At 69.8% G+C, this 23,250-nt stretch carries 19 protein-coding genes, 4 tRNA genes and 1 riboswitch; of the genes, 10 read left to right on the top strand and 13 right to left on the bottom strand.

Annotated features, from left to right (window positions below; translation table 11 throughout):
• Positions 1–90 precede the first annotated feature (90 nt).
• Together ACWEF2_RS17150 and ACWEF2_RS17155 are read left to right on the top strand one after the other, a co-directional pair.
• Positions 91–1,524 (top strand): glutamate--cysteine ligase, encoded by a 1,434-nt coding sequence (locus tag ACWEF2_RS17150; RefSeq protein ID WP_453816235.1) that lies wholly within the window; start codon positions 91–93, stop codon positions 1,522–1,524.
• Between the two features lie 149 nt (positions 1,525–1,673).
• Positions 1,674–2,720 carry a hypothetical protein gene (locus ACWEF2_RS17155; RefSeq protein ID WP_453816237.1) on the top strand — a complete coding sequence of 349 codons (1,047 nt, stop codon included), beginning with the start codon at positions 1,674–1,676 and terminating at the stop codon, positions 2,718–2,720.
• Positions 2,721–2,760: 40 nt separating this feature from the next.
• On the opposite strand, the gene pcp is transcribed toward ACWEF2_RS17155, so the two are convergent.
• The 6 genes from pcp to ACWEF2_RS17185 all read right to left on the bottom strand — a co-directional run bounded on the left by pcp (position 2,761) and on the right by ACWEF2_RS17185 (position 6,804).
• Positions 2,761–3,381 carry a pyroglutamyl-peptidase I gene (gene pcp, locus ACWEF2_RS17160; protein WP_453816238.1) on the bottom strand — a complete coding sequence of 207 codons (621 nt, stop codon included), beginning with the start codon at positions 3,379–3,381 and terminating at the stop codon, positions 2,761–2,763.
• The gene (locus ACWEF2_RS17165) at positions 3,378–3,755 is read right to left on the bottom strand and encodes a thiol-disulfide oxidoreductase DCC family protein (RefSeq protein ID WP_453816240.1); all 378 of its coding nucleotides are present in this window, start codon (positions 3,753–3,755) and stop codon (positions 3,378–3,380) included. Before ACWEF2_RS17165 ends, pcp begins: the two co-directional genes overlap by 4 nt.
• 27 nt (positions 3,756–3,782) lie before the next feature.
• The gene (locus ACWEF2_RS17170; protein ID WP_453816242.1) at positions 3,783–4,760 is read right to left on the bottom strand and encodes a hypothetical protein; all 978 of its coding nucleotides are present in this window, start codon (positions 4,758–4,760) and stop codon (positions 3,783–3,785) included.
• A gap of 768 nt (positions 4,761–5,528) precedes the next feature.
• Positions 5,529–5,690, bottom strand: a complete 162-nt coding sequence (locus tag ACWEF2_RS17175) for a hypothetical protein (protein ID WP_453816244.1) — start codon at positions 5,688–5,690, stop codon at positions 5,529–5,531.
• Positions 5,691–5,696: 6 nt separating this feature from the next.
• Positions 5,697–6,362 (bottom strand): hypothetical protein, encoded by a 666-nt coding sequence (locus ACWEF2_RS17180; protein WP_453816246.1) that lies wholly within the window; start codon positions 6,360–6,362, stop codon positions 5,697–5,699.
• A 145-nt stretch (positions 6,363–6,507) separates the two neighbouring features.
• Positions 6,508–6,804, bottom strand: a complete 297-nt coding sequence (locus ACWEF2_RS17185; protein ID WP_453816248.1) for a hypothetical protein — start codon at positions 6,802–6,804, stop codon at positions 6,508–6,510.
• A 272-nt stretch (positions 6,805–7,076) separates the two neighbouring features.
• On the opposite strand from ACWEF2_RS17185, the gene ACWEF2_RS17190 reads away from it, so the two are divergent.
• A complete protein-coding gene (locus ACWEF2_RS17190; RefSeq protein WP_453816250.1) occupies positions 7,077–8,171 on the top strand; it encodes a hypothetical protein in 1,095 nt (364 codons plus the stop codon).
• A 17-nt stretch (positions 8,172–8,188) separates the two neighbouring features.
• Positions 8,189–9,121, top strand: coding sequence for an inositol monophosphatase family protein (locus tag ACWEF2_RS17195; protein WP_453816252.1), 933 nt, complete (start codon positions 8,189–8,191; stop codon positions 9,119–9,121).
• Positions 9,122–9,301: 180 nt separating this feature from the next.
• Here ACWEF2_RS17195 and ACWEF2_RS17200 read toward each other — a convergent pair.
• From ACWEF2_RS17200 to ACWEF2_RS17220, 5 genes are all read right to left on the bottom strand, one after another.
• Positions 9,302–9,376 (bottom strand) — tRNA-Val (locus ACWEF2_RS17200).
• A 14-nt stretch (positions 9,377–9,390) separates the two neighbouring features.
• A tRNA-Gly gene (locus ACWEF2_RS17205) sits at positions 9,391–9,462 on the bottom strand.
• A 77-nt stretch (positions 9,463–9,539) separates the two neighbouring features.
• Positions 9,540–9,610, bottom strand: a tRNA-Cys gene (locus ACWEF2_RS17210).
• Positions 9,611–9,635: 25 nt separating this feature from the next.
• Positions 9,636–9,707, bottom strand: a tRNA-Gly gene (locus ACWEF2_RS17215).
• A gap of 37 nt (positions 9,708–9,744) precedes the next feature.
• Positions 9,745–11,919, bottom strand: coding sequence for an N-acetylmuramoyl-L-alanine amidase (locus ACWEF2_RS17220; RefSeq protein ID WP_453816254.1), 2,175 nt, complete (start codon positions 11,917–11,919; stop codon positions 9,745–9,747).
• A gap of 153 nt (positions 11,920–12,072) precedes the next feature.
• On the opposite strand from ACWEF2_RS17220, the gene ACWEF2_RS17225 reads away from it, so the two are divergent.
• From ACWEF2_RS17225 to ACWEF2_RS17245, 5 genes are all read left to right on the top strand, one after another.
• Positions 12,073–12,348: a hypothetical protein gene (locus tag ACWEF2_RS17225; protein WP_453816256.1), complete on the top strand. Its 276-nt coding sequence runs from the start codon at positions 12,073–12,075 to the stop codon at positions 12,346–12,348.
• Between the two features lie 11 nt (positions 12,349–12,359).
• On the top strand, positions 12,360–14,180 hold the full coding sequence (gene glmS / locus ACWEF2_RS17230; protein WP_453816258.1) for a glutamine--fructose-6-phosphate transaminase (isomerizing): 1,821 nt from the start codon (positions 12,360–12,362) through the stop codon (positions 14,178–14,180).
• A gap of 103 nt (positions 14,181–14,283) precedes the next feature.
• The gene (locus ACWEF2_RS17235) at positions 14,284–15,306 is read left to right on the top strand and encodes a Bug family tripartite tricarboxylate transporter substrate binding protein (protein WP_453816260.1); all 1,023 of its coding nucleotides are present in this window, start codon (positions 14,284–14,286) and stop codon (positions 15,304–15,306) included.
• Positions 15,307–15,310: 4 nt separating this feature from the next.
• Positions 15,311–15,509, top strand: a riboswitch (cobalamin riboswitch).
• 120 nt (positions 15,510–15,629) lie between these two features.
• The gene (locus ACWEF2_RS17240) at positions 15,630–17,825 is read left to right on the top strand and encodes a ribonucleoside-diphosphate reductase subunit alpha (protein ID WP_453816262.1); all 2,196 of its coding nucleotides are present in this window, start codon (positions 15,630–15,632) and stop codon (positions 17,823–17,825) included.
• A 33-nt stretch (positions 17,826–17,858) separates the two neighbouring features.
• The gene (locus tag ACWEF2_RS17245; protein ID WP_453816264.1) at positions 17,859–18,854 is read left to right on the top strand and encodes a ribonucleotide-diphosphate reductase subunit beta; all 996 of its coding nucleotides are present in this window, start codon (positions 17,859–17,861) and stop codon (positions 18,852–18,854) included.
• A gap of 25 nt (positions 18,855–18,879) precedes the next feature.
• Here the strand turns inward: ACWEF2_RS17245 and ACWEF2_RS17250 are convergent, their stop codons facing one another.
• Together ACWEF2_RS17250 and glgC are read right to left on the bottom strand one after the other, a co-directional pair.
• The gene (locus tag ACWEF2_RS17250) at positions 18,880–20,457 is read right to left on the bottom strand and encodes a pentapeptide repeat-containing protein (RefSeq protein ID WP_453816266.1); all 1,578 of its coding nucleotides are present in this window, start codon (positions 20,455–20,457) and stop codon (positions 18,880–18,882) included.
• A gap of 293 nt (positions 20,458–20,750) precedes the next feature.
• Positions 20,751–21,983 (bottom strand): glucose-1-phosphate adenylyltransferase, encoded by a 1,233-nt coding sequence (glgC, locus tag ACWEF2_RS17255; RefSeq protein WP_453816419.1) that lies wholly within the window; start codon positions 21,981–21,983, stop codon positions 20,751–20,753.
• Between the two features lie 43 nt (positions 21,984–22,026).
• On the opposite strand from glgC, the gene glgA reads away from it, so the two are divergent.
• Positions 22,027–23,205, top strand: a complete 1,179-nt coding sequence (gene glgA, locus ACWEF2_RS17260; protein ID WP_453816268.1) for a glycogen synthase — start codon at positions 22,027–22,029, stop codon at positions 23,203–23,205.
• Positions 23,206–23,250: the final 45 nt, after the last annotated feature.

The raw sequence follows: 23,250 nt of genomic DNA on the forward strand, positions 1-23,250 counted from the left end.
CGTTGGAGCCGCCTTTTACGGGGCGTACCGATTAGAACCGCCGGCTTGGGACAGGGGAGGGGCACAGGGACCGACTGATCGGATGGTGCAATGGGCCAGCAAGTCGACAAGGACCGATTCTCCGAGGCGGAGTTCGCCCGCTTCGGGGAGCGGCTGGCGGACCAGCTCGTCACGCTCCGGGAACTGCTCGCCCGGCCGGGCTTCGGCGCGGGGACCGCGACCATCGGGGCCGAGCTGGAGCTGTTTCTGATAACCCCCGAGGGGCGTCCGCTCCCGCGTAACCACGAGGTGCGCGCCGCGGCCGACGACGACCGGCTGGTGCCGGAGCTCGGCCGCTACAACCTGGAGATCAACCTGACCCCGCTGCCGCTCGCCGGGCGGCCTTTCACCGCCCTGCTGCGGGAGCTGCGCGAGGCGATGGCCATGGTGGACGCGGCGGCGGCCACGCAGGGCGGGCAGTCTGTGGCGATCGGCATCCTGCCCTCCCTGAGCGAGTTCGACTTCACCCACGAGGCGCTCAGCGACGAGAGCCGCTACCGGGCGCTGAGCCGGGGTATGCGGCGGCTGCGCTCCGAGCCGTTCCGGGTGAGCATCGAGGGCGTCGAGCAGCTGGAGCTGGAGGTCGAGGGGGTCATCCTGGAGAGTGCCAACACCTCGTGGCAGGTGCACCTCCGTACGGCTCCCGCCACCTTCGCCGGCGTCTACAACGCCGCCCAGCTGGCCACCGGCCCGGTGCTGGCGGTGAGCGGCAACTCGCCGGGCTTCCTGGGACGGCGGTTGTGGGAGGAGACCAGGATCGCGCTGTTCGAGGAGGCGGCCGACGACCGGGACGTGGAGCGGCGCGACCGCAGGGACCGGCGGGTGGCCTTCGGCTCCGGCTGGGTGCGCGGGGCCGAGGAGATGTTCGAGGCGTGTGTCCGCGACTACGAGCCGGTCATGCCGATGACCTCCGAGGAGGATCCGGAGGCGGGGGGAGCCCCTCGGCTGGCCGAGCTCCGGCTGCACCAGGGCACGGTGTGGCAGTGGAACCGGCCGGTCTACGACCCGGCCGACGGCGGTCACCTGCGGGTGGAGATGCGCTCGCTGCCCGCCGGGCCGACCGCCGCCGACATGGCGGCCAACAGCGCGTTCCTGCTCGGGCTCACCGCGGCCCTGGCGGTCGAACCGGTGGAGGATTTCCCCTTCGCCGCCGCCTACCGCAACTTCTACCGTGCCGCGATTCACGGCCTGGACGCGCCGATGGCCTGGCCGGGCATGCCGGAGGAGGTTCCCGCCGCGCGGCTCGCCCTCGACCTGCTGCCCGTGGCCGCGGCAGGGCTCGAACGGGTGGGGGTGGATCCGGACGAGGCCGCGTGGGCGCTGGACATCATCCGGGAGCGCGTCAGGCTCCGCCGTACCGGGGCGATCTGGCAGCGGGAGGCCCTGGGCGAGCTCGCCGGCGACCCGGCGGAGCGGGCCCGCATGGTGGCCCGCTACCGGGAACTGGCGCTGACCGGCGATCCGGTGCACACCTGGCCGCGCTGATCCACGGCCGGGTCCCGGGAACGGTGGCCACCGGGAACCACGTTGACCGGTTGACCGCCGGTCACGAAGGGATCTGAGTCCCGGCATACTCATAAACTCCATATCTTGCTCCGTCAGTCCGGGCGGTGACCGGAGAAGGAGATTCCCCCATGAGCGCGATGGCGCCCACCGAGGTGGAACCGTTCGAGCTGAGGCGGAACGACGGCGACCTCATGGCCGGGGTCGAGGCCCTGGGCAAACGGCTCAGGCAGGTGCCCCTCGACACCGTGCTGGCCACGGCGAACCGGGTGGCGGTCAGAAGGGGGGCCGCCGGGGCCGGGGCCTTCGGGACGATGAGACCCCGTCCGGCGGACTGGTACTGCTTCGACGCCGACGACAACGCCGTCACCGACTGGTACCCCCAGGGGCTGACCTGCGCCTCCGACGCGGGGGTCGGCGGGGGCGCGTTCGTGGTGAGCTGGTATCACCGGCCGCAGACGGGGATCGAGCGCGGGGTGCGCCTGTCCTTCCTCAACACGGCGACGCTCCGCTACCGCCATGTCCTGCTGGTGGTGGCCGACCCGGGCGGCGACGTCTCCCCGGTCGACATCCACGCGGGTGGCGTCGCCTGGTACGGCGGCCTGCTGTACGTCGCGGACACCCGGCTGGGGCTGCGGGTGTTCGACACCCGGCACATCCTGGAGGTGAACGGGGAGGACAGGACGGCGATCGGCAGGAGGGGCCGGGTGTACAACGCCTTCGGCTACCGCTACGTCATGCCGCAGACCGGCGCCTGGACCTCGGCCGGCGGGACCGCGCGCTTCTCCTTCGTCGCCGTCGACCGGAGTACCGACCCCGGCACGCTCGTCTCCGGCGAGTACGTGGAGACTCCCGAGCCACCCGGCCGGGTGGCCCGCTGGCCGCTGAACCCCGACGGCTCCCTGCGCGCCGACGCCGCCGGTGTCGCCGGTGCCCTGGACGTCCACCACCTGCCCGAGGCCAGGATCCAGGGCGCGCTCTCCCACGGCGGCGTCTGGTATCTCAGCCAGGGGGCGGGGGCGGCCAGGAACGGCGTCCTGGTCGTGGTCGGCGACACGGTGAGCAGGCGGCCCTACCCGGTCGGCCCCGAGGACCTCACCTGCGTCCGCGACAGGGGCATGGTCTGGAGCGTCACCGAGTTCGTCGGCCGCCGCACCGTGTACGGCGTGCCGCTGTAGTACCCGGAAGCGGCCGTGGCCGGCGTCGATGTTCTCACCGTCAGTGCATGGAGCCGCCGACCAGGCGCAGGTCGCTCCGTACCGAGACGGCGGCGGTCACGATCGCGGTCAGCGCCCCGGCCGCCATCGTGACCGGCATGGACGGCTCGCCCCGGCCCAGGACCTGCTCGGGGGCGAACGGCACGTGCACGAAGCCGCCGCGCACTCCGGGCGACTCGGTGGCGATCAGATGCATGAGGCCGTAGAAGAGGTGGTTGCAGACGAACGTTCCCGCGCTGTGCGACACGCTCGCCGGAACCCCCGCCGTACGGGCCGCGGCCACGCAGGCCTTCACCGGCAGCGTGGCGAAGTAGGCGGCGGGGCCGCCGCGCACCACCGGCTCGTCGATCGGCTGCCGCCCTGCGTTGTCGGGGATGCGGGCGTCGTCGAGGTTGACGGCCACCCGCTCGACGGTGACGTCCGGCCGCCCCCCGGCCTGCCCGACGCAGACGATCACCGCGGGGTCGTGCTCCAGCACCGCCGTGCGCAGCCGCTCCAGCGACTGGCCGAACACGCACGGCAGCTGTACGGCCCGCACCCCGGGCACCAGCCTGACCGCCTCCCACGACGGGTTGACCGCGGCGCCGTCGAACGGCTCGAACCCGGTGAGCAGGACGCTCATCGCCGGTCCGCGGGCAGTGAGCAGGCGGGAGTGCCGCCGGGGAGGCGGTGACGGTTCGCCGAGACGAGCCGGTAGACCCAGTGGGCCACCCACCTAAGCGGCGGCATCCGCAGCAGCAGGCCAGGCAGGCTCCACGGCGGACCGGCGGCGATGAGCAGCCTGGCGACCGCCTGCGCCCCGCCGTACACCCGGCCGTGGTCGATCCAGAGGACCTCGCGGTCCGCCCGCTCCCGTGTGGCGCCGAGCGCGGCCAGGTCCGCGAGCTGCCAGGGGGTGAAGCGGGCCCGCACGCCGATCCGCCGCTCGGCGAACCGGGCGCTCGCGGTGCAGAAGCCGCAGTCGCCGTCGTACACCAGCACTGGTTGTCCCGTCATGTACCAGACACTACCCAGGCGTTTTGATCAAGAATGTGGCGACGGGGGTGGCGGGGAGTGGTGTCCGGCCGAGTTCTGGAAAGGCCCGTCCGGACGGCCGGAGGGGAGGTGGGAGGGGCCGGGGTGGAAGGGCCCGTCCAGGTGCTGGAACGCCTCGTGCGCCGAGCGGACGCTGTCGCGCAGCGCACGCCGCAGGTGGACGGCGTCCTCGCTGAGGTGACCGATCTCCGGGGTGAGGAAACGGGCGGCGCCCGTCTCGGCGACGAGCTGCTCGTACTCCGGCAGGTGCGCCCTGAGGGCCTCGATCTGGCTCTGGGAGGTGAGGGCGCGGTCGGCCTGGGTCACGTGGCCCGCGTAACGTTCCAGGGCCTCCACCCGGGCCACGACGGCGGCCTCGCTGGCGACGAGCGCCCGCTCCAGCGGCGCCATCGCGGCGGCCACCTCCGGTGTTCTGCCGCCCCGGGCCAGATGGCCGTGCCTGGCCCGCAGCGCCGACAGCTTGGTCAGCAGGCGGGCGATCTCCCACTCCTCGGCCGGCAGCATCACCGCGTTGCGCACGCTGTCGAGCATCCCCACCGCGTTGACCCGGGAGCGCAGGACGTGGTCGATCGCCCGCTGGGCCCGGCCGAGCAGGTCCCTGGCGCCGTAGTCGAAGTCCTCCATGATCAGGTATCGCCCCGCGTACTGCCGGGAGATCCGGTACAGGACACGCTCCGCCGAGTCGGCGGGACGGGGTCTCCTGGCGAGGTACACGCAGGAGAGGACGACGAGATAGACGCTGAGCAGGACAAGGAGGGGCGCCAGGAAGGCGCCGGTCAGCGCCGAGGCCCCCACGCCCAGCAGCGCCGTGCCGCCGAAGGCGGCCAGGAGCGCGGCCGGAATCCGCGAGGTGCCGTCCGGCTCGGGATTCCAGCCCGCGCGGAGGCGGAGGAGCAGGGGCCCGTTCCGGCGCAGCAGGCCGGCCACATCCGCCGGTATCTCCGGATCGACCACCACGCGGTGCACAGGCTCGCCTCCTCCGCCGTGCTCGGAAAAGCATGGCAATTAATTGGTTTTACGGTATGCGTCCCTCCATGGTGCCTCCTTGGCGGCGAGTGTCGCGGGTAAAGTCGGCGCCCGTCACATTTCATGCCCGGGGCACGATCCGCCCGGCGGCCCTCGGGCCCTCCCCGGGCGGCCCGTACGGCGCCCCGGTGACCCGCGGCTCCCCGAGCCTGCCGCCGTCGCGGGCCGGGACGCACGACGTCGTGGGGAGCGGGACAGACCGGCGTGATCGCCTTGATGTACTCGCATGACACCGGCTCCTCGCCGGCATGGCGGAGACAGGGGGGCTTCTCTCCGGGGATATGGCACACACGACCCGCAGGGGTCGCGGGGGAGGGGGAGGAGCCGAATCGGCGGGCCGGCCGTCTGACTCCCGCGTGCCGACACCGCCGGAAAGACCCACATCGGACGCCGCCTCGTCCGGGCACACAACGACACCGGCCTCCTCTGTGGGGAGGGGGCCAGTGAGGTGATCTTTGACCGGAGCAGGTCCACCGCCGTGATCCCGGCGGGTCGTGGCGCGGATGGAACCGCTCTGGTGGATCTTCTTAAGACTTACTGACGAAGAAATCTGGGTGTCACGAGTTGTCCGTGGCGTTTGTCCGCGCTGTTTGCCCAGGTGACAGCCTGGGAGTATGAGGTATTCGGACAGAAGCGGAGGCCTGTCCGGTGTGGAGCCCCCGATAGGGCTCGGTCAACGGGTGTGGACCGTCCAGGGAAGGGCTTGCCCTATCGGGGGAGTCTCAGGAGTCGCGCCAGGAGTCTCGGTGCCACGGCCGCCCCCCCGTTGCGCCGGTCCCTCACGAAGGAGTCGGCAATGGCGGCCACGATGGCAGGCAGGATGGTCACGGTGATGGCGTCGGCGGCTTTCCCGCCCGCTTCGATGATCATGTGCCCTCAGTCCTGATTCACCGGATACGGCACGGGCTGGAGGTCGTGGACCTGGACGATCAGCTGTGTGGCCAGCGCCCGATGCAACAGATGGAACTCGTCCAGGCCGATGGCGGTCTGATGACGGGTCTCCATCACCCGGCCGTCGTCGTCCTGGCCGTAGATGTCAGCCAGGACTCCGATGGGGGAGCAGTCGCCGACCGTGTAGACGGCAGGGCTTTCCATGGGCAGATACGGGTAGGCGCTCAGGGCCTCGCTGACGCACCCCTTGCACGTGGCCGGTCCGACCGTAGGCCACGTCTCGGCATGGTCACCGGGCAGCGGGGAGGCCATGACCCACCAGACGCGCCCGGTCTCGGGGTCCACGGCTGACCCGCCGCACACCCGGCACAGTCGCTTGAGCATGCAGCGGCGCTGACGCAGCGTATGGATCTTGGACCACAGGATCGTTCCAGCTCGCGCGGTGCCGCAGCGAGCCCACAGCACCCCGAACATCCACTCCTGCGAAAGCGCGTCCGGGTAGGTCAGCCGGGGCACCCCGGCCGCCATCTCGAAGGTGACCGGCAGGTCCACGCTCTCCTCGGCGTACGGCGTCACGTAGGGCTTGCGAAGGGCGACGCCGACCGCCGCGGGGCCGGTCATCTTGCCCTCCAGGCCGGTGTGAGCGTCCACGTCACCCGCGCGGCCAGGCACTCCAGCTCAAGCGCGCGAAACGTCGGGGCGGTCACACTGGGGACGCTCGCGGAAGCGCCCCTGCGGTGTGCCTCGAAGGTGCCGTCCGGGAGTTCGGTCACGTCGGACTCCGGTATCTCCCGCCTCACCCGGCGTCCTTCGGGAGCGTGGCGAGGATCAGGTCCACCACCGCGTGCGGCTGGTCTCCATTCACCTGCTGGCAGCCGACCTCGACCGTGGGAAGAGAGACCAGGAAGCCGCCGGCGCGTTCACCTACCATCACGGTGGCCACCTCCCAGCCTCCACGGCTGAAGGCGACCAGCTCGACCCGATCGGTTCGGGGGAAGAGATTCGTCTCCTTGCCGTACAGGCGAAGCCCTACCCGGTGAATGATTGATGTTTTGATGCCCTGGGCCTTGAGGAGTTGCTCAAGCTCGGACAACTGGTCTACCCGGCGCTGTCCCGCGCTGCTGCTCTGGCCCCCCGTGCTGGGCTCTGTCGCTGTCTGTCCGGATGCCATGGCTCAGACCGTAGGAGTCGACGACTCTTTCCCGCACCTGCGGCACAGTCCGTAATCACTCGGATCTATGGGCGGCATTGAGCTGCCTTTTTGCTGATCTTCAGATCATCGCCCATTGAGATGGGTAATCTGGCCCCGAACCAATGAGGAGGCGAGTGATGCCTACCCGGAGTCAGGGCGGAGGAAGCCCTCAGGTGCGAGGGCGTGAACTGGCGCGTATCGGAAAGCAGCTCTGGCAGGAGACGGGCTCGGTCAAGAGAGCCGCCATCGAGCTGATGAATCAGCATCCGGACATACCTAGCCTTCAGGCGCATCGCTACGTATGCGGTCTCTCTCAGGACCAAGCCGCCGTTCGATACAACGAGGTGGCCGGACACCAAACCAGTCTGGGGGGCACCTCCATCAACGCATGGGAAACGTGGGCGCGTGCCCGCACCGGAGCCGGGTCGCCCCCGTCTTTCTCAAGCCTGTTGATCCTCGCCACCGCGTACAGCGCCGGCCCTTTGGGGGTGGCGAACGATCACGTCTCACCTGGTGATCTGGTCGCTGAGGCATATGAGCGCCTCGCGCCCGAAGACCAGCTCTCGCTGAAGAGGTTCACTGCCGCCGATTCACCTAGTCCGCAGATAGGCTCAAAAGAACACTCGGTCGAGCCAAGCTCACGAATGATCTCCACTGAAGACAACATCACCGGTCCCGACTTCAACCTTGCTGTCCCGACCGTTGAGTACGGGAATCCAGAGATTTGCCTATACTCCTTGCTCAACCCCAAACCAGGTCAGTTGCTGAACCTGACCTGGGCATCATTCGGCTATGGCCTGGAACGGCTTATCCAGCAAATCAAGAACGTCGGGCGACGTGTGGACGTGGACGCCTGTTTCGGGATCAACGAAGCGGGCCTGGTGATGGCGACCTTCCTTGCCTCTGCCCAGTTCGGCCGATGCCCCATCGGATACCTCAAGTGCAACAAGAGCCGGGACTTCATCACCCTCGATCAGGCTTCGGTGTACCCGGGGCTGCCGGAGGCTCCCTCGATCGTCCTATGCGACTTCGAGGTGAAACATGCGGACGTCGTCGGATTCATCACCAGAGAGATTCGCAGACGCTATCCAGGTGCGGAAATCTACTTCGCCGTCTTCGGTGCCATGACGAAGGGGCGGGATCTTGAAGTGGCCGGCTTCGATGATCTGACCGGCGCAGGCATCATGCGGGCCGCAGACTTCAAAGCGGTGTTCATCGCCGCGACGATGAGCCCTCCCGGAATTGAGCCACCCCTAGAACTACGCTGAAAGAACGAAGGTACGTCGTGACGTCCCAGCTCCCTCTACCAGGTATCGCACAGAGCCTCACCGAACTGGTCGCTACGGTGATCAGCGAGATTCGTCCGCGCCTCGTCGAGGCCGCACTTTCGGGTAATCGCTCAGAAAGCCGGAATTATCGGCACGCCGACAACTTTCTGTCGGAACACGATCTGTGGATGCACAACCGCTACCGGGAGCTGTTGACCGAGGTCATTCCGTCGTACGTCTACGCCTCAGAGGAGGCGGATCCTCAGATCATCGGAGATGATCCGGACCCGGACCTGTGTGTTCTGGTCGATCCGCTCGACACGAGCGAGCTAGCGGTCCGCGCCTTGTACGGATACACCCATGTCCTGGTCTACTCACGTAGCCTCGCGCGCCCGATCGTGGCGGTTGTCGGCGATATTTTCCACCATCTTCAGATCTACCTCGCTGTCCGTGACAATGCCGGGCAAGAACAAGCCTTCGTCTTCACAGAAGATAAGATCCCTCATGTACTGCGGCTGAACCGGTTCGCATCGCTGTCAGAGTCGTTGATCACGAATTACTTCATGAAGCCGGCCGAACGTTTCCAACCGCTCGCCCGACAGACTCGCCTGATGGAGGAGTTGAGCCAACCGTCTCAGGACGGTGCCCGCCGGGGTCGGCTCGGTGTGGACTTCGGGTCCATCGGTCTGTGCCATGTCGCCGCAGGCTTCAGTGACGCGATGATCGAGTTCGCGAAGGGCTTCGCCGTCTGGGACCTCGCGCCAGGGCACTACATCCTCAACGCCGCCGGAGGGGTGGTTCTCGATCTCCAGGGCCGTCCTCTCCCTCTGGATTACCAGTTCGGTACCGTGACCGACATCAGGAGGGCCATGGGGCGGCGCCGGAAATTCGTCGCCGCTTCCAGCCTGCCCCTCGCTCAGGGCATCCTTGACGCGATGCGGAAGGTATGAGGCGGGTAAGCGACTTCGGTGGGCCGGTACCTCCCGTAGGTCAGCACAACGTCAGCACCGGTGCTGGCAAATACGGGGATCAACCGGGAACAGCAAGAAGCCCCAGACTCCCGCGCAGGCGCCGTAAGCTGGGGCTCTGTCTCCTGTTTGACCAGGTCGGACCTGGCCCGCCATGGAGCGTGGTGGACGATACAGGGATTGAACCTGTGACCTCTTCCGTGTCAGGGAAGCGCTCTCCCGCTGAGCTAATCGTCCTCGGGTGACATCAGAGCGGAAGACGGGATTCGAACCCGCGACCCTCACCTTGGCAAGGTGATGCTCTACCACTGAGCCACTTCCGCGTGTCTGCTCCGGGTTCCCCCTCGGCGGCACTGGCGCTACTTTACCGGATCGTCGGGACTCCGGTGTCCGCGCATTGAGGTGGAGACGGGATTTGAACCCGTGTACACGGCTTTGCAGGCCGTTGCCTCGCCTCTCGGCCACTCCACCAGCCAGGCCCCGGAGGACCTGCCGGAGCGGAAGACGGGATTCGAACCCGCGACCCTCACCTTGGCAAGGTGATGCTCTACCACTGAGCCACTTCCGCGCGCCCCCGGGCGGATCGCCCGGGGCACGTGAAAACTCTAGCGCTTTCGGCGGGTGGATGTGTGCAACCGGGCTGCTCGCCGCTGAACCTCGGCGGGGGTCACCCGGACGTCGGCGGCCCGCACGAACATCACCCGGTGGCCGAACTGGATCTGGCGATAGCGCGCGTCGCCCCTGATGACCCGGTGTCTCGCCGGGCCGGAGGCCGAGCTCCGCAGGTAGCTGCCCTGCCTCGTCATGCCGAGGCTGTAGGACTGCCCGGCGGGGAAGGTGTACTGGAGCGGGGTGAGGGGCTGCCGGGGGACGCCCCTGGGGTAGGCCGACGGCTCGGGGTAGGCCCGGCCGTACACCTTGACGGAGGCCAGCCCGGGGCGGGGGGTCACCAGGCGGCCGTCGGCGGGTACGGACGTGGGGGCGTCCGCCGGGTCGTGGAACCAGGCCTTCTGCCCGAGGTACCAGATCGCGGTCCAGTCGCCTCTGCGGTCGGCGAGCGCGTAGCGCTGGCCGGTGGAGGCGCGGGCCGCGTGGTCGTAGACGCTGTAGGTGGAGCCCTCGTGAGGGTGCTTGCCGATGTCCTTGACCAGCGGGGCGGAGGGGGAGGGGCGGCTGTGCAGCCAGACCGAGGCGGCGCCTCTGGGGCGGCACTCGCCGGACTTGGCGCAGCCGGTGAAGCGGGGCTGGTTGACGGCGTAGTCGGGCCTGATCAGCACCAGGCGCGCGTCCGGGTCGGACGAGCCGGTCAGCGGGCGGCCGAGCAGTTCGAAGTAGTGGCTCCAGTCCCAGTAGGGGCCGGGGTCCTGGTGCATGCCGCGCACACTGGCCGGGGTGGTGCCCGGCACGTTGTCGTGGCCCAGGATGTGCGCCCGGTCCAGCGGAATGTCGTACTTGCCGGCGAGGTGGCGGACCAGTCTGGCGGAGGAGCGATACATCGCCTCGGTGTACCACGCCCCCTTGGCCAGGTAGCCCTCGTGCTCCAGGCCGATGGAGCGGGCGTTGAAGTACCAGTTGCCCGCGTGCCAGCCGACGTCGTCGCCCCGCAGGTGCTGGGCGATGTGCCCGTCGCTGGAACGCAGCGTGAAGTGCCAGCTCAGGTAGGCGGGGTTCTTGACCAGCCGGGTCATGACGTCGTAGCCGGTCTCCCCGTCGTGGATGACGATGTAGTCGATCTGACGGTGTCCGCGATATTTGCTGTGGTTGCCGTATCCGCCGTTCTTGAGGCGCTGGTAGGCGGCGGGGATCCACTCGCAGGAGACGGTGGCCGGGCAGTCGGGCGCGGCGGCTCCGGGGGCGCGGCGCAGCCCGGCCGGGCCGGAGGGGCGCGGCGGGACCAGATTCGGGGCCGCGGGCAGGACCACCCGCTCGCCGTCGTCGGTCATCCGCGTGGCACCGGCGCGGATCGTCGCGTAGACCTCGTCCGCGAAGAACTCGGCCGCCCCGGCGTCCGGCGAGCCGGAGTAGCGGGCCACCGCGTCGTACCAGTGCGCCGGGTCGGCGCTCGGCTCCCGCCCGGCGCGCCGCTGATAGTCGGCGAGCAGCGCGGCGCCCCCCTGGATGTTGGCCACCGGATCCCCGCGCAGCGCGGCCGGGTCGGTCGCGGTCAGCTCCGCGGCCCGGCGCAGGGTGTTCTCGGGCGGGACCGGGGCGATGGCCGGGACGTCGATCGGGTGCGGCCGGGTCTCGTCGCCGCGCGGGTCTCCGCTCGTGTGCCGGTGCGAACCGGGCCGGATCCGGACGTCGACCAGGTGCATCGGGCCGTAGCCGCCGGAGACGCTGGGCCGGCCGCCGTTGGAGTCCCACCGGGACTCCAGGTACGAGACGGCGAGCAGCACGCTCTCCGGCACGCCGTACGCCCGGGCCGCCAGCTCGAAGGCCGCCTGGCGGCCGGTCCCGCCGCGGAGGTCGCCGCCGGGGCCGCCGGACCTGGAACCACCGGACCTGGAGCCGTGGGTGCGGCCGGGGCCGCGCGTGAGGCCGGCGGGAGGGCCGGGGGTGGGGTCGGGGACGAGGGCGGGGCCGGGGTCGCGGCCGGGGCCTGGGCGGGTGCCGGGGGTCCCTGTCGCGGCCGCGGGGCCGGGGCCCGTCGCCGGCGAGGTGCCGGCGGCCGTTCCGCGGACGGTCTCGTCGGCCGTCGTCCCCGAGGGCGCGGCCTCCCAGGCGGCGGGGATCAACACGGCGAGGGCGGCAACTATCGAGATCCCCGGCAGACGACGCATACGTGGTTCCTCTCCACCAGATGGCTACCCAGAGTCATGAGAGATTACCGATTGTTTCGTCATCGGGGGGAGAGGGGGGAAGGGTAATAATTTTTGCCTGAAATCGGGCAGAAAACTTGGTGAATCCCGTTCGGGTGCGTATGGTCCTCCTCTGTGTCCACGGCATGGCATCCCCACGACGACCTGATCGCCCATCTGACCCGGACCAGTGTGCTCGGCCCCGGTGAGGCGGCGCGGGTCGTGGCGGACGTGCTGGCCTACTTCTCCGAGCCCACCGGGGCGTTCGTCCGGCGTCGGCACGCCGAACTGAAGGCCAGGGGGCTGGTCAACGACGAGATCTTCCCCAGGATCGCCGTCGAGTTGCAGGCCCGTCGTGTCGCGGCACCGGAACTCTCCCTGCGCCAACTGCGCCGGATCGTCTATGGGTAAGGAGCGGCCAGATGTGCGGAATCGTGGCCTATGTAGGGTCGAAGGACGCGGCGCCGATTCTGTTGGAGGGGTTGCAGCGTCTTGAGTACCGGGGCTACGACTCGGCCGGCGTGGTGGTCTCCAACAAGGGCCTGAAGATGCGCAAGGTCAAGGGCAGGGTGGCGGACCTGGCGGCGGTCGTGCCCGCGCGGTTCAAGGGAACCCTGGGCATCGGGCACACCCGCTGGGCCACCCACGGCGCGCCCAGCGACGTCAACGCCCACCCGCACCTGTCCGCCGACGAGCGGATCGCGGTCGTGCACAACGGCATCATCGAGAACGCCGACGAGCTGCGCGCCAAGCTGGAGGCCGACGGCGCGGTCTTCCTGTCCGAGACCGACACAGAGGTGCTGTCCCACCTGATCGCCCGCACCGTCGAGGAGACCGACTCGCTCCAGGAGGCGGTCCGGAGCGCGCTCAAGCGCGTCGTCGGCACCTACGGCATCGCGGTGATCGACGCCCGGCGCCCCGGCGAGGTGGTCGTGGCGCGCAACGGCAGCCCGATCGTTCTGGGCATCGGGGAGAAGGAGATGTTCGCCGCCTCCGACGTGTCCGCGCTGGTCCGCTACACCCGCCAGGTGGTCCACCTGGAGGACGGTGAGCTCGCGGTGCTGAGGGCCGACGGGTTCCACACCTTCGCCAGCGACGCGCGGGAGACGGCCAAGGAGCCGCTGACCGTCGACTGGGACGCCGGGCACTACGACACCGGCGGCTACGAGCACTACCTGCTCAAGGAGATCTCCGAGCAGCCCGACACCGTGGCCAGGACGCTGCGCGGACGCCTGGACGACCGTTTCCACATCGCCCACCTGGGCGGCCTCAACATGGACGCGCGGGAGACCAGGTCGTTCCGCCGGGTGAAGATCATCGGTTGTGGCTCCGCCTACTACTCGGGGCAGATCGGCGCCCAGCTCATCGAGGAGCTGGCGCGGATCCCGGCCGACGCCGAGCCCGCCAGCGAGTTCCGCTACCGCAGCCCGGTCGTGGAGGCCGACACTCTGTACGTGGCGATCAGCCAGTCGGGGGAGACCTACGACACCCTCGCCGCCGTCCAGGAGCTCAAGCGCAAGGGCGGCCGGGTGCTGGGCATCGTCAACACCGTCGGCAGCGCGATCGCCAGGGAGTGCGACGGCGGCCTCTACCTGCACGCGGGGCCCGAGGTCTCGGTGGCGAGCACCAAGGCGTTCACCTCGACCGCGGTGGCCTTCGCGCTGCTGGCCCTCCACCTGGGCCGGGTGCGCGACCTGTCGCCGGCGAACGGCCGCCGCATCTGCGAGGGGCTGCGCGCGCTCCCCGGGCAGATCGAGGAGATCCTCGCGCTGGAGCCGCGGATCGCGGAGCTGGCGCGTAAGTACGCCGACTCGCCGAGCATGATGTTCGTGGGCCGGGTCCGGGGATATCCGGTGGCCAGGGAGGGCGCGCAGAAGCTCAAGGAGATCTCCTACGTGCACGCCGAGGCCTATCCGGCCAGTGAGCTCAAGCACGGGCCGCTGGCGCTGATCGGCCCGGAGATGCCGACCGTGGCGATCGTCCCGGACGACGAGCTGCTGGACAAGAACCTCACCACGCTGGGCGAGATCCGCGCGCGCGGCGGGCGGGTGCTCATGGTCGGGCATCGTACGGCCGACCCGAGGCTTGCCGACGACTGCGTCGTGGTGCCCAGGAACGAGACCGAGCTGGACCCGATCCTGCTGTCGATCCCGCTCCAGCTCTTCGCCTACCACGCCGCCGTGGTGCTGGGCCGCGATGTGGACAAGCCTCGCAACCTGGCCAAGAGCGTCACCGTGGAGTGATGCCCGCCGTCCGCCGACGGTGACCCCCGGCATGTGACAGATGGTGACATGCCTGTAACGTGAAGTGTTGAGGGGTCTGGGGGATCTCGGCGGAAGGACGCTTATGTACCGTAGGCGGTTCCTTGCGCTCGCGCTGGGGGTCATGGCCGCCGGCGGCTGCGGCAGGGCGGGCGACTCCGGCGCGGCGCCGGCGGGCCGGCTCACCATCGTCGCGCCCGCGGGGCGGGGGCAGGGCTGGGACCGGACCGCCCGCGCGCTGGCCGCGGTCCTGCGCGGGGAGGGACTGGCGCGGGCGGTCGAGGTGAGCAACTACCCGGGCAACGTGGGGGTGGCCGCGCTGAGCGCGTTCACCGCCACCCGGGGCGCGTTCGCGCGCGAGGGCAGGCTGCTCCTCACCGGCATGCCGATGGTGGCCGGGGCGGAGATCGCCAACGCCGACTCCGTGACGGAGGCCACCACCCCGCTGGCCCGGCTGGTCGGCGACTGGGCCGCCCTGGTCGTCCCGGCGCACTCCCTGCTGCGCAGCTTCGAGGACTTCGCCGCGGTGCTCCGCCGCAACCCGGCCGAGATGATGGTGGGCGGACGGCTGGAGGGGGGCTCCGACCACGTGCTCTACGGCATGATCGGCAGGTGCCTGGGGGTGGACGTCCGGCTGCTCGACTACGCGGGATACTCCGGCGGAGCAGAGGCCGCCGAGGCGCTCTACGAGGGCCGGGTGGCCGCGATCCTGGGGTCGGCGCGCTCCTTCATGCCGGACATCGCCGCGGGCCGCGTGCGGCCGCTGGTGGTCTCCTCCGCCGAGCGGATCGAGGGGATCGACGCGCCGACGCTGATGGAGCGGGAGGTCCGGCTGGAGTACACCGACTGGTGCGGGCTGCTCGGCCCGCGCGGCATGAGCGCCGGGGACCGGGAGGAGGCCCTCGCCCTGTGCGACCGGATCGACGCCTCGCCCCGCTGGCAGGCCGTCTGCGCGGCCAACGGCTGGAACCGGGTCTACCTGAGCGGCGACGATTTTCGTCAGTGGCTCGTCACCGAGACCCGCCGTACCCGGGGAGTGCTCAACGAGCTTGGATTAATGAGGTCTATCGACACAAGTTGTTGGGGTAGTTGCGTCGGGCGGCACTAGATGTAGGATCCTGGTCGTTGCTGGTTCGCCCATCGGGGCGAGGTAAGAGGGAACCCGGTGAAAGTCCGGGACTGCCCCGCAGCGGTGAGCGGGAACGACCGCCGTCATGAAGCACTGGGTGAGGTCTGCCTGGGAAGCGACGGCCAGTAGGCATGCGCCAGGCGCCCGCGAGTCCGAAAACCTGCCGGTGACGTGATTGGTCCAGGGCCTCGTGGGAGGGCCCGCGGAGCGAGGCGGTCCGGCGTGCCCGGAACCGTCTGTGACGCGTGCGTCCCTTCCGGTTGAGAGCCGTGCGGGGAATACGAACGCGCGAGGGGTAGCACGTGACACAGACCTTGGTCGACGTCGCCGAGGAGATCGGGCGGAACCCGGCAGACCGCCGGTTGGCCATCGAGGAGGCCGCGGCCCGGGTGATCACCGACCCGGAGAACTCCAGGGTGGCCGCCGGACTGCTGGCCGAGCTGATCGCCGACGAGGCGGCCGGGAACGGGGTCCGCACCTTCTCCGAGTCCGTCGCCGCGACCCACGCGGCCGGGCTCGTCCAGGACGGGCTGGCCGCGTTCGTGACCGCCAACGCCGCCGTGCTCGACGCGCTGGTGGCACCGGACGCCGACGCCCGCTTCGAGTACTTCGGGCTGCGCACGGTCTACGACCGCTACCTGCTGCGCCACCCCGAGACCCGGAAGGTCCTGGAGCGCCCCCAGCACTTCTTCCTCCGGGTGGCCTGCGGCCTGTCGGAGACGGTCGAGGAGGCCGCCGAGCTGTACGCGCTCATGGCGACCCTGTCCTACCTGCCCAGCTCGCCCACCTTGTTCAACTCCGGGTCGCGCAGGCCCCAGCTGTCGTCCTGCTTCCTGCTCGACTCCCCGAGGGACGAGCTGGAGTCCATCTACGACCGGTACGGGCAGGTCGCGCGGCTGTCGAAGTACGCCGGGGGGATCGGCATCGCCTGGACCCGCGTCCGCTCGCGCGGCTCGCTGATCCGGGGCACCAACGGCCACTCCAACGGCATCGTGCCGTGGCTGCGCACCCTGGACTCCAGCGTCGCCGCGGTCAACCAGGGGGGACGCCGCAAGGGCGCGGCCTGCGTCTACCTGGAGTCCTGGCACGCCGACGTCGAGGAGTTCCTCGAACTGCGCGACAACACCGGCGAGGAGGCCCGCCGCACCCACAACCTGAACCTCGCCAACTGGATCCCGGACGAGTTCATGCGCCGGGTCGAGGCCGACGGCGTGTGGTCGCTGTTCGACCCCAAGGAGGTCCCGCACCTCACCGACCTGTACGGCGCCGCGTTCGAGGAGGCCTACCGGGCCGCCGAGGCCGAGGGCCGGTTCGTCAAGCAGATCCCGGCCCGCGCCCTGTACGGCCGCATGATGCGCACCCTCGCCCAGACCGGCAACGGCTGGATGACCTTCAAGGACGCAGCCAACCGGACCTCCAACCAGACGGCCCGGCCCGAGAACGTCATCCACCTGTCGAACCTCTGCACCGAGATCCTGGAGGTCACCAGCGACGCCGAGACCGCCGTGTGCAACCTCGGATCGATCAACCTCGCCGCCCACCTGGACGGCCGGGACATCGACTGGGCACGGCTGCGCCGGACCGTCCGCATCGCCGTGCGGTTCCTGGACCGGACCATCGACCTGGGCTTCTACCCGACCCCCGAGGCCCGCGCCGCCAACGAGCGGTGGCGGCCGATCGGGCTGGGCCTGATGGGCCTGGCGGACGTGTTCTTCACCCTGCGGCTGCCGTTCGACTCGCCGGAGGCGCTGGAGCTGTCCACCCGGATCTCCGAGGAGATCGCGCTCGCCGCCTACGCCACCTCGGCGGATCTGGCGGTGGAGCGGGGACGTCACCCCTCCTACTCCGAGACCCGGGCCGCTCGCGGGGTGCTCCACCCCGACCACTACGACGCCGCGCGGTCGCCGGAGTGGGCGGCGCTCAGGGAGCGGGTCGCCGAGACGGGCCTCCGTAACTCGCTGATGATCGCGATCGCCCCCACGGCCACGATCGCCTCCATAGCGGGCTGCTACGAGTGCATCGAACCCCAGGTCTCCAACATCTTCAAGCGCGAGACCCTGTCGGGGGAGTTCCTCCAGGTCAACCGGTATCTCGTCCGCGACCTTTCGGCCCGTGGCCTGTGGACCCCGGTGATCCGGGACGCCATCAAGCGGGCCGACGGCTCCATCCAGGACGTTCCCGGCATGCCCGAGGACCTGAAGTCGCTCTACCGGACCGCATGGGAGCTGCCGCAGAAGGCGCTCATCGACCTGGCCGCCGCGCGCACGCCGTACATCGACCAGTCGCAGTCGCTCAACCTCTTCATGGCCACGCCGACCATCGGCAAGCTCTCCTCGATGTACGCCTACGCCTGGAAGTCGGGCCTCAAGACCACCTACTACCTGCGTTCCCGCCCGGCCACCAGGATCGCGCAGACCACCGTGGCGCAGACCGTCGCCGAACCGGAGGCCGTGGCCTGCTCCCTGGAGAACCCCGAGTACTGCGACGCCTGCCAGTAGGCGCCCCCCTTTTCTTCGCGAAAGGCCTGCCCGATGCTGCTCGACCCTGGAATGGACCTCACCCTCCGGCCCATGCGCTACCCGGAGTTCTACGAACGCTACCGGGCCGCGATCCGCAACACCTGGACCGTGGAGGAGGTCGACCTCAACTCCGACCTGGCCGACCTGGCCAGGATGACGCCGGAGGAGCGCCACCTGATCAACCGCCTCGTCGCGTTCTTCGCGACCGGCGACTCGATCGTGGCCAACAACCTGGTGCTCAACCTCTACCAGCACGTCAACGCCCCCGAGGCGCGCCTGTATCTCAGCAGGCAGCTGTTCGAGGAGGCGGTGCACGTCCAGTTCTACCTCACCCTGCTGGACACCTACCTGCCCGACCACGAGGAGCGGGTCAAGGCCTTCGCCGCGGTCGAGCACATCCCCTCGATCCGGGACAAGGCCGAGTTCTGCTTCCGCTGGATCGACTCACTCGGCGGGCTGACCCGCCTGGAGTCGAGGGACGACCGGCGGGCGTTCCTGCTCAACCTCATCTGCTTCGCCGCGTGCATCGAGGGGCTGTTCTTCTACGGCGCGTTCGCCTACGTCTACTGGTTCCGTTCCAGGGGCCTGCTCAGCGGTCTGGCCACCGGGACCAACTGGGTGTTCCGCGACGAGTCCATGCACATGGAGTTCGCCTTCGGCGTGGTGGACACCGTACGGGCCGAGGAGCCCGGGCTCTTCGACGACGAGCTCGGCGCCCAGGTCACCCAGATGATCGAGGAGGCGGTGGAGGTCGAGCTGGCCTTCGCGGCCGACCTGTGCGGCGACGGCCTGTTCGGGATGAACGTCGGCCAGATGAGGCAGTACCTTGAGTACGTGGCCGACCAGCGGCTGGTCCGGCTCCGGCTGCCCGTCCGGTACGGCACCGCCAACCCGTTCGCGTTCATGGAGCTGCAGGACGTTCAGGAACTGGCCAACTTCTTCGAGCGGCGGGTCTCGGCCTACCAGGTGGCCGTCGAGGGAAACGTCGCCTTCGACGAGTCCTTCTGAGGGGACGGATCCGTCCGCGGGACGCCTAGGGTGTCCCGCTGGGGCGGAGCACCCGGGCGGCGCCGGCGATCAGGGCGGTGGCCAGGATCCAGCCGGAGGCGACCAGGGTCCAGGCCAGCCACCGGGTCCAGCCGACCGGCTCCCACGCCCCCCGCTGCTCGAAGACGCTCACCGGGGCGAGCAGGTCCAGCGTGTAGACGAACGGCTGGAAGTTCCTGATCTCGTCCGGGTCGATCTGCGCGGGGGGCACGGCGGCGAAGATCGCGGTGCCCGCGGTCAGCAGCACCGCCACCCAGAGCCCGGCCAGCCAGGGGCGGTAGCCGTATCCCACGACGAGGTCGAGCAGCCGGCCCCAGATCTTGCCGGTGGGCTTGAGCGTGCGGCGGCGGCGGCGCTGCTTGGCCAGCAGCACCCGGCGGGCGTCCGGCTCGTGGCCGATCCGGCGGAACCAGCCGGCCAGCTGCTCGTACGGCTGCGGCCGGTAGCCGTCCGGGTCCCTGGCCAGCCACGCCAGCCGCTGGGCCACGGTCCACTCACCACCGCGCAGCGCCTCGTAGACCAGCCCGTTGAGAAGGACCCCCGCCGGATAGCTGGCCGGGCTGTCGAGCAGGAGGCCGATCCGGGAGTAGGCGAGGTTGACCTCCCCCTTGAGGGAGGCCGGCCGCAGGATCAGCTCGTCCAGCTGGGCGTGGCTGAGGTGAAGCACCCGGCCCGGGGCCTCCATCGTCGCGCTGTCGAAGGAGAGGACCCCGTTGACGCGCGCGTTCCGCATCCGGATCGTGCCCGACGAGGCGAACCCCGCGCTGAACTCCGCGGCCCCCGACTCCACGAAGTCCGCCTGCACGGCGTAGGGGCCGGTCGCGGTGATGACCGACCTCTGCAGGTAGAGCCCGCCGCGGAACTTCGCCCCGATGATCCGCAGGCCGCCGGTGACCCGGGTGTCCCGGATGAACGCCCCGCCCTCCACGACCATGCCACCCGCCCACAGCGCCCACTGGCTCTGGCCGATGCCCCGCTCCAGCATCTCCGCCTCGGTGAACGGGCTCCGCGCGTCCTCCAGCATGCTCTCCGAGGCCCTGGGCTTTCCCGCGGGAGCCGACAGCCGCATTCTGGAGAGCCGGAACTGGCCGTTCACCTGGGCGTTGTCCAGGCGGATCCCGCTGTGGACCGTGGAGCCGTCGAACTCAAGCAGGCCGTTGACCGTGCACCGGGCCGCCCGGATCCGCCCCATCTCGCACCCGCGGAACCGTACGCCCACGGTGGTGGTGTCGGTCAGGGAGACGTCCTCGGGGAGGTAGCAGTTGAGCATGTGCAGCTTGCCGGTCAGGACGGCGTCCGACACGTCCAGTGTCCCCGCCACCCGGGCGCCCGCCAGCCGCAGTCCGGCGGTCCTGCCCGGTTCGGGCTCCCGCGCGCCGAGCAGCAGCGCCGCGACGACCTCCGCCCGGACCGTCCGCTCCGGCCCCCACTCCTCGCCGTTCGCCGGGTCGTCGGCGCCGGCCTCCCCGGTGCGCAGATCCACCCAGACCCCGGACGGATAGGCGTTCCAGACCCGCCGCTCGGCCGGGCTCAGCCGCCGGAACTCCCGTGTCAGCCGTGGCACCCGGAGCCCCTTTCCGGGAGTCCGCGGTCGCGGCGGCCGTCGCGGTCGTCACAGCGTCCGGGGTGCCCGCCGTACGCCTCGCGGGCCCGACGCGGTGACGTGCGGCAAGGTGACGTGCGGGAACGGGTACGGCGCCGGCGAAGGATTCCGAACATCCGGCCTCTCGGGCTCAGGGGGTCCGCCATGTGACTGGGGAGACGTCCCGGAAGAATCTACCCGGTAAAGATCTCTAATGGTGGTGAATCATCCGTTGGCCACCATGTCGCCACGTTGTTCATTAATCGTCCAGACGCCTACCGGTCGACGATCTCGTTCTTGCCGATGACCACGACACCGTTCCGGGTCACCGCGAAGCGGCTGCGATCCTCTTCGAGGTCGAAGCCGATCCGGGCGCCGTCCGGGATGACCACGTTCTTGTCGACGATGGCCTTGCGGACCACGGCGCCCCGGCCGACCTTCACGTTGTCCATCAGCACCGAGTCCTCGACCAGGGAGTGGGAGTGCAGTATCACTCCGGGGGAGAGGATGGAGCGCTCGGCCAGGCCGCCGGAGACGATCACTCCTGCGGAGACCAGCGAGTCGATCGCCCGGCCCACCCGGTCGCCCTCGTTGTGCACGAACTTGGCCGGGGGCAGCGGGTCGTGGCCGGTGTAGATCGGCCACCGGCTGTTGTAGAGGTTGAAGACCGGGTGCGCCGAGATGAGGTCCATGTGGGCCTCGTAGTAGGCGTCGAGGGTCCCGACGTCCCGCCAGTAGCCCCGGTCCCGCTCGGTGGAGCCGGGCACCATGTTGTCGGCGAAGTCGTAGACCTCCGCGCTACCCGACTTAACCATCATCGGGATGATATTTCCGCCTAAGTCATGCTTGCTGGTGGGGTCAAGGGCGTCCTCCCGGAGCGCCTGCAGCATCGCCTGTGTCCTGAAGACGTAGTTGCCCATCGACGCGTACACCTGATCCGGTGCGTCCGGCAGGCCCACGGCGTCCTTGGGCTTCTCCCGGAACGCCACGATCCGCCGCCCCGCCGGATCCGTCTCGATCACCCCGAACTGGTCGGCCAGGGACACCGGCTGCCTGATCGCCGCCACGGTCACATCCGCGCCGGTGTCGATGTGCTGCGCCACCATCTGCCGGGGATCCATCCGGTAGATGTGGTCGGCGCCGAACACGATGACGTGGTCGGGCATCTCGTCGTAGACGAGGTTCAGGTTCTGAAACAGAGCGTCGGCCGAGCCGGAGAACCAGCGGGGCCCGAGCCGCTGCTGCGCGGGCACCGGCGTGACGTAGTTGCCCAGCATGGCCGAGAGGCGCCAGGTGCGGGAGATGTGCCGGTCGAGGCTGTGGTTCTTGTACTGCGTCAGCACCACGATCTGCAGATAGTGACCGTTGGCCAGGTTGGACAGCACAAAGTCGACAAGCCGATATATCCCCCCGAACGGCACCGCGGGCTTGGCCCGATCAGCCGTCAACGGCATCAGCCGTTTGCCTTCGCCGCCGGCCAGCACGATCGCGAGGACTCTCATAACCAGGACCTTAACCTGACGAACAGGCCTGAAACACTAGGGTGATCGTATGCGCGTTGATCTGCTGAGTCGTGAGTATCCCCCCGAGGTGTACGGCGGCGCCGGGGTCCATGTCGAGTACCTCGCCAGGGAGCTGCGCCGGCTGGCGGACGTCCGGATCCGCTGCTTCGGGGCGCCCCGTCCCGAGGACGGCGTCGACGCGTACCGGGTGCCCGGCGGGCTGGAGACGGCCAACGCCGCGCTCCAGGTGCTCGGCGTCGACCTGGAGATGGCCGCGGGCTGCCGGGGCGCGGACCTGGTGCACAGCCACACCTGGTACGCCAACTTCGCGGGACACGTCGCGAAGATGCTGTACGGCACGCCGCACGTGGTGACCACGCACAGTCTGGAGCCGTTGCGGCCGTGGAAGGCCGAGCAGCTCGGCGGCGGCTACACGCTCTCCTCGTGGGCCGAGCGCGGCGCGCTGGCGAGCGCCGACGCGATCATCGCCGTCTCGGAGGGGATGCGGCGTGACGTGCTCGCCTGCTACCCCGGGATACCGGAGGAGAGGGTCTCGGTGATCCACAACGGGATCGACACCGCCGAGTACGCCCCCGACCCGGGCACCGCCGTCCTGGACGGGCACGGCATCGACGCCGGCCGGCCGTACGTCGTGTTCGTGGGCAGGATCACCCGGCAGAAGGGATTGGTCCACCTGCTCCACGCGGCGAGGGACATCCACCCCGACGCCCAGCTCGTGCTCTGCGCGGGCGCGCCCGACACACCGGAGATCGCCGCCGAGGTCGCCGGGCTCGTGCGGGGGCTGGACCGGGACGGCGTCGTCTGGATCTCGGAGATGCTGCCGCGCCCGGAGGTGATCCAGATCCTCACCCACGCCACCGTGTTCGTCTGTCCCTCGGTCTACGAGCCGATGGGCATCGTGAACCTGGAGGCCATGGCCTGCGGGACCGCCGTCGTGGCCACCGCCACCGGCGGTATCCCCGAGGTGGTCGCCGACGGCTCGACCGGACTGCTGGTCCCGATCGGGCGGTCCGCGGCCGACGGCACCCCCGACGACCCCGAACGGTTCGCCGCCGGCCTGGCCGAGCGGGTCAACCTGCTGCTCGCCGACCCGGAGCGCGCCGCCGAGATGGGCGCGGCCGGACGGAGCCGGGCCGTGGAGCACTTCTCCTGGACCCGGATCGCCGAGCAGACCATGGACCTCTACCGATCGGTCATCCGGCCGTGATCCGCCGCCTTGTGCGGCGAATGCGCCAAGAGGGGGGTTCCATCG

The sequence above is a fragment of the Streptosporangium sp. NPDC004631 genome, from assembly GCF_053601935.1.

Excerpts from the sequence above, each read along its gene's own strand:
- ACWEF2_RS17245 (WP_453816264.1), top strand. The coding sequence starts at position 17,859 with ATGCTGCTCGACCCTGGAATGGACCTCACCCTCCGGCCCATGCGCTAC.
- ACWEF2_RS17235 (WP_453816260.1), top strand. The coding sequence starts at position 14,284 with ATGTACCGTAGGCGGTTCCTTGCGCTCGCGCTGGGGGTCATGGCCGCC.
- ACWEF2_RS17220 (WP_453816254.1), bottom strand. The coding sequence starts at position 11,919 with ATGCGTCGTCTGCCGGGGATCTCGATAGTTGCCGCCCTCGCCGTGTTG.
- ACWEF2_RS17155 (WP_453816237.1), top strand. The coding sequence starts at position 1,674 with ATGAGCGCGATGGCGCCCACCGAGGTGGAACCGTTCGAGCTGAGGCGG.
- ACWEF2_RS17150 (WP_453816235.1), top strand. The coding sequence starts at position 91 with ATGGGCCAGCAAGTCGACAAGGACCGATTCTCCGAGGCGGAGTTCGCC.
- glmS (WP_453816258.1), top strand. The coding sequence starts at position 12,360 with ATGTGCGGAATCGTGGCCTATGTAGGGTCGAAGGACGCGGCGCCGATT.
- ACWEF2_RS17165 (WP_453816240.1), bottom strand. The coding sequence starts at position 3,755 with ATGACGGGACAACCAGTGCTGGTGTACGACGGCGACTGCGGCTTCTGC.
- glgA (WP_453816268.1), top strand. The coding sequence starts at position 22,027 with ATGCGCGTTGATCTGCTGAGTCGTGAGTATCCCCCCGAGGTGTACGGC.
- ACWEF2_RS17175 (WP_453816244.1), bottom strand. The coding sequence starts at position 5,690 with ATGATCATCGAAGCGGGCGGGAAAGCCGCCGACGCCATCACCGTGACC.
- pcp (WP_453816238.1), bottom strand. The coding sequence starts at position 3,381 with ATGAGCGTCCTGCTCACCGGGTTCGAGCCGTTCGACGGCGCCGCGGTC.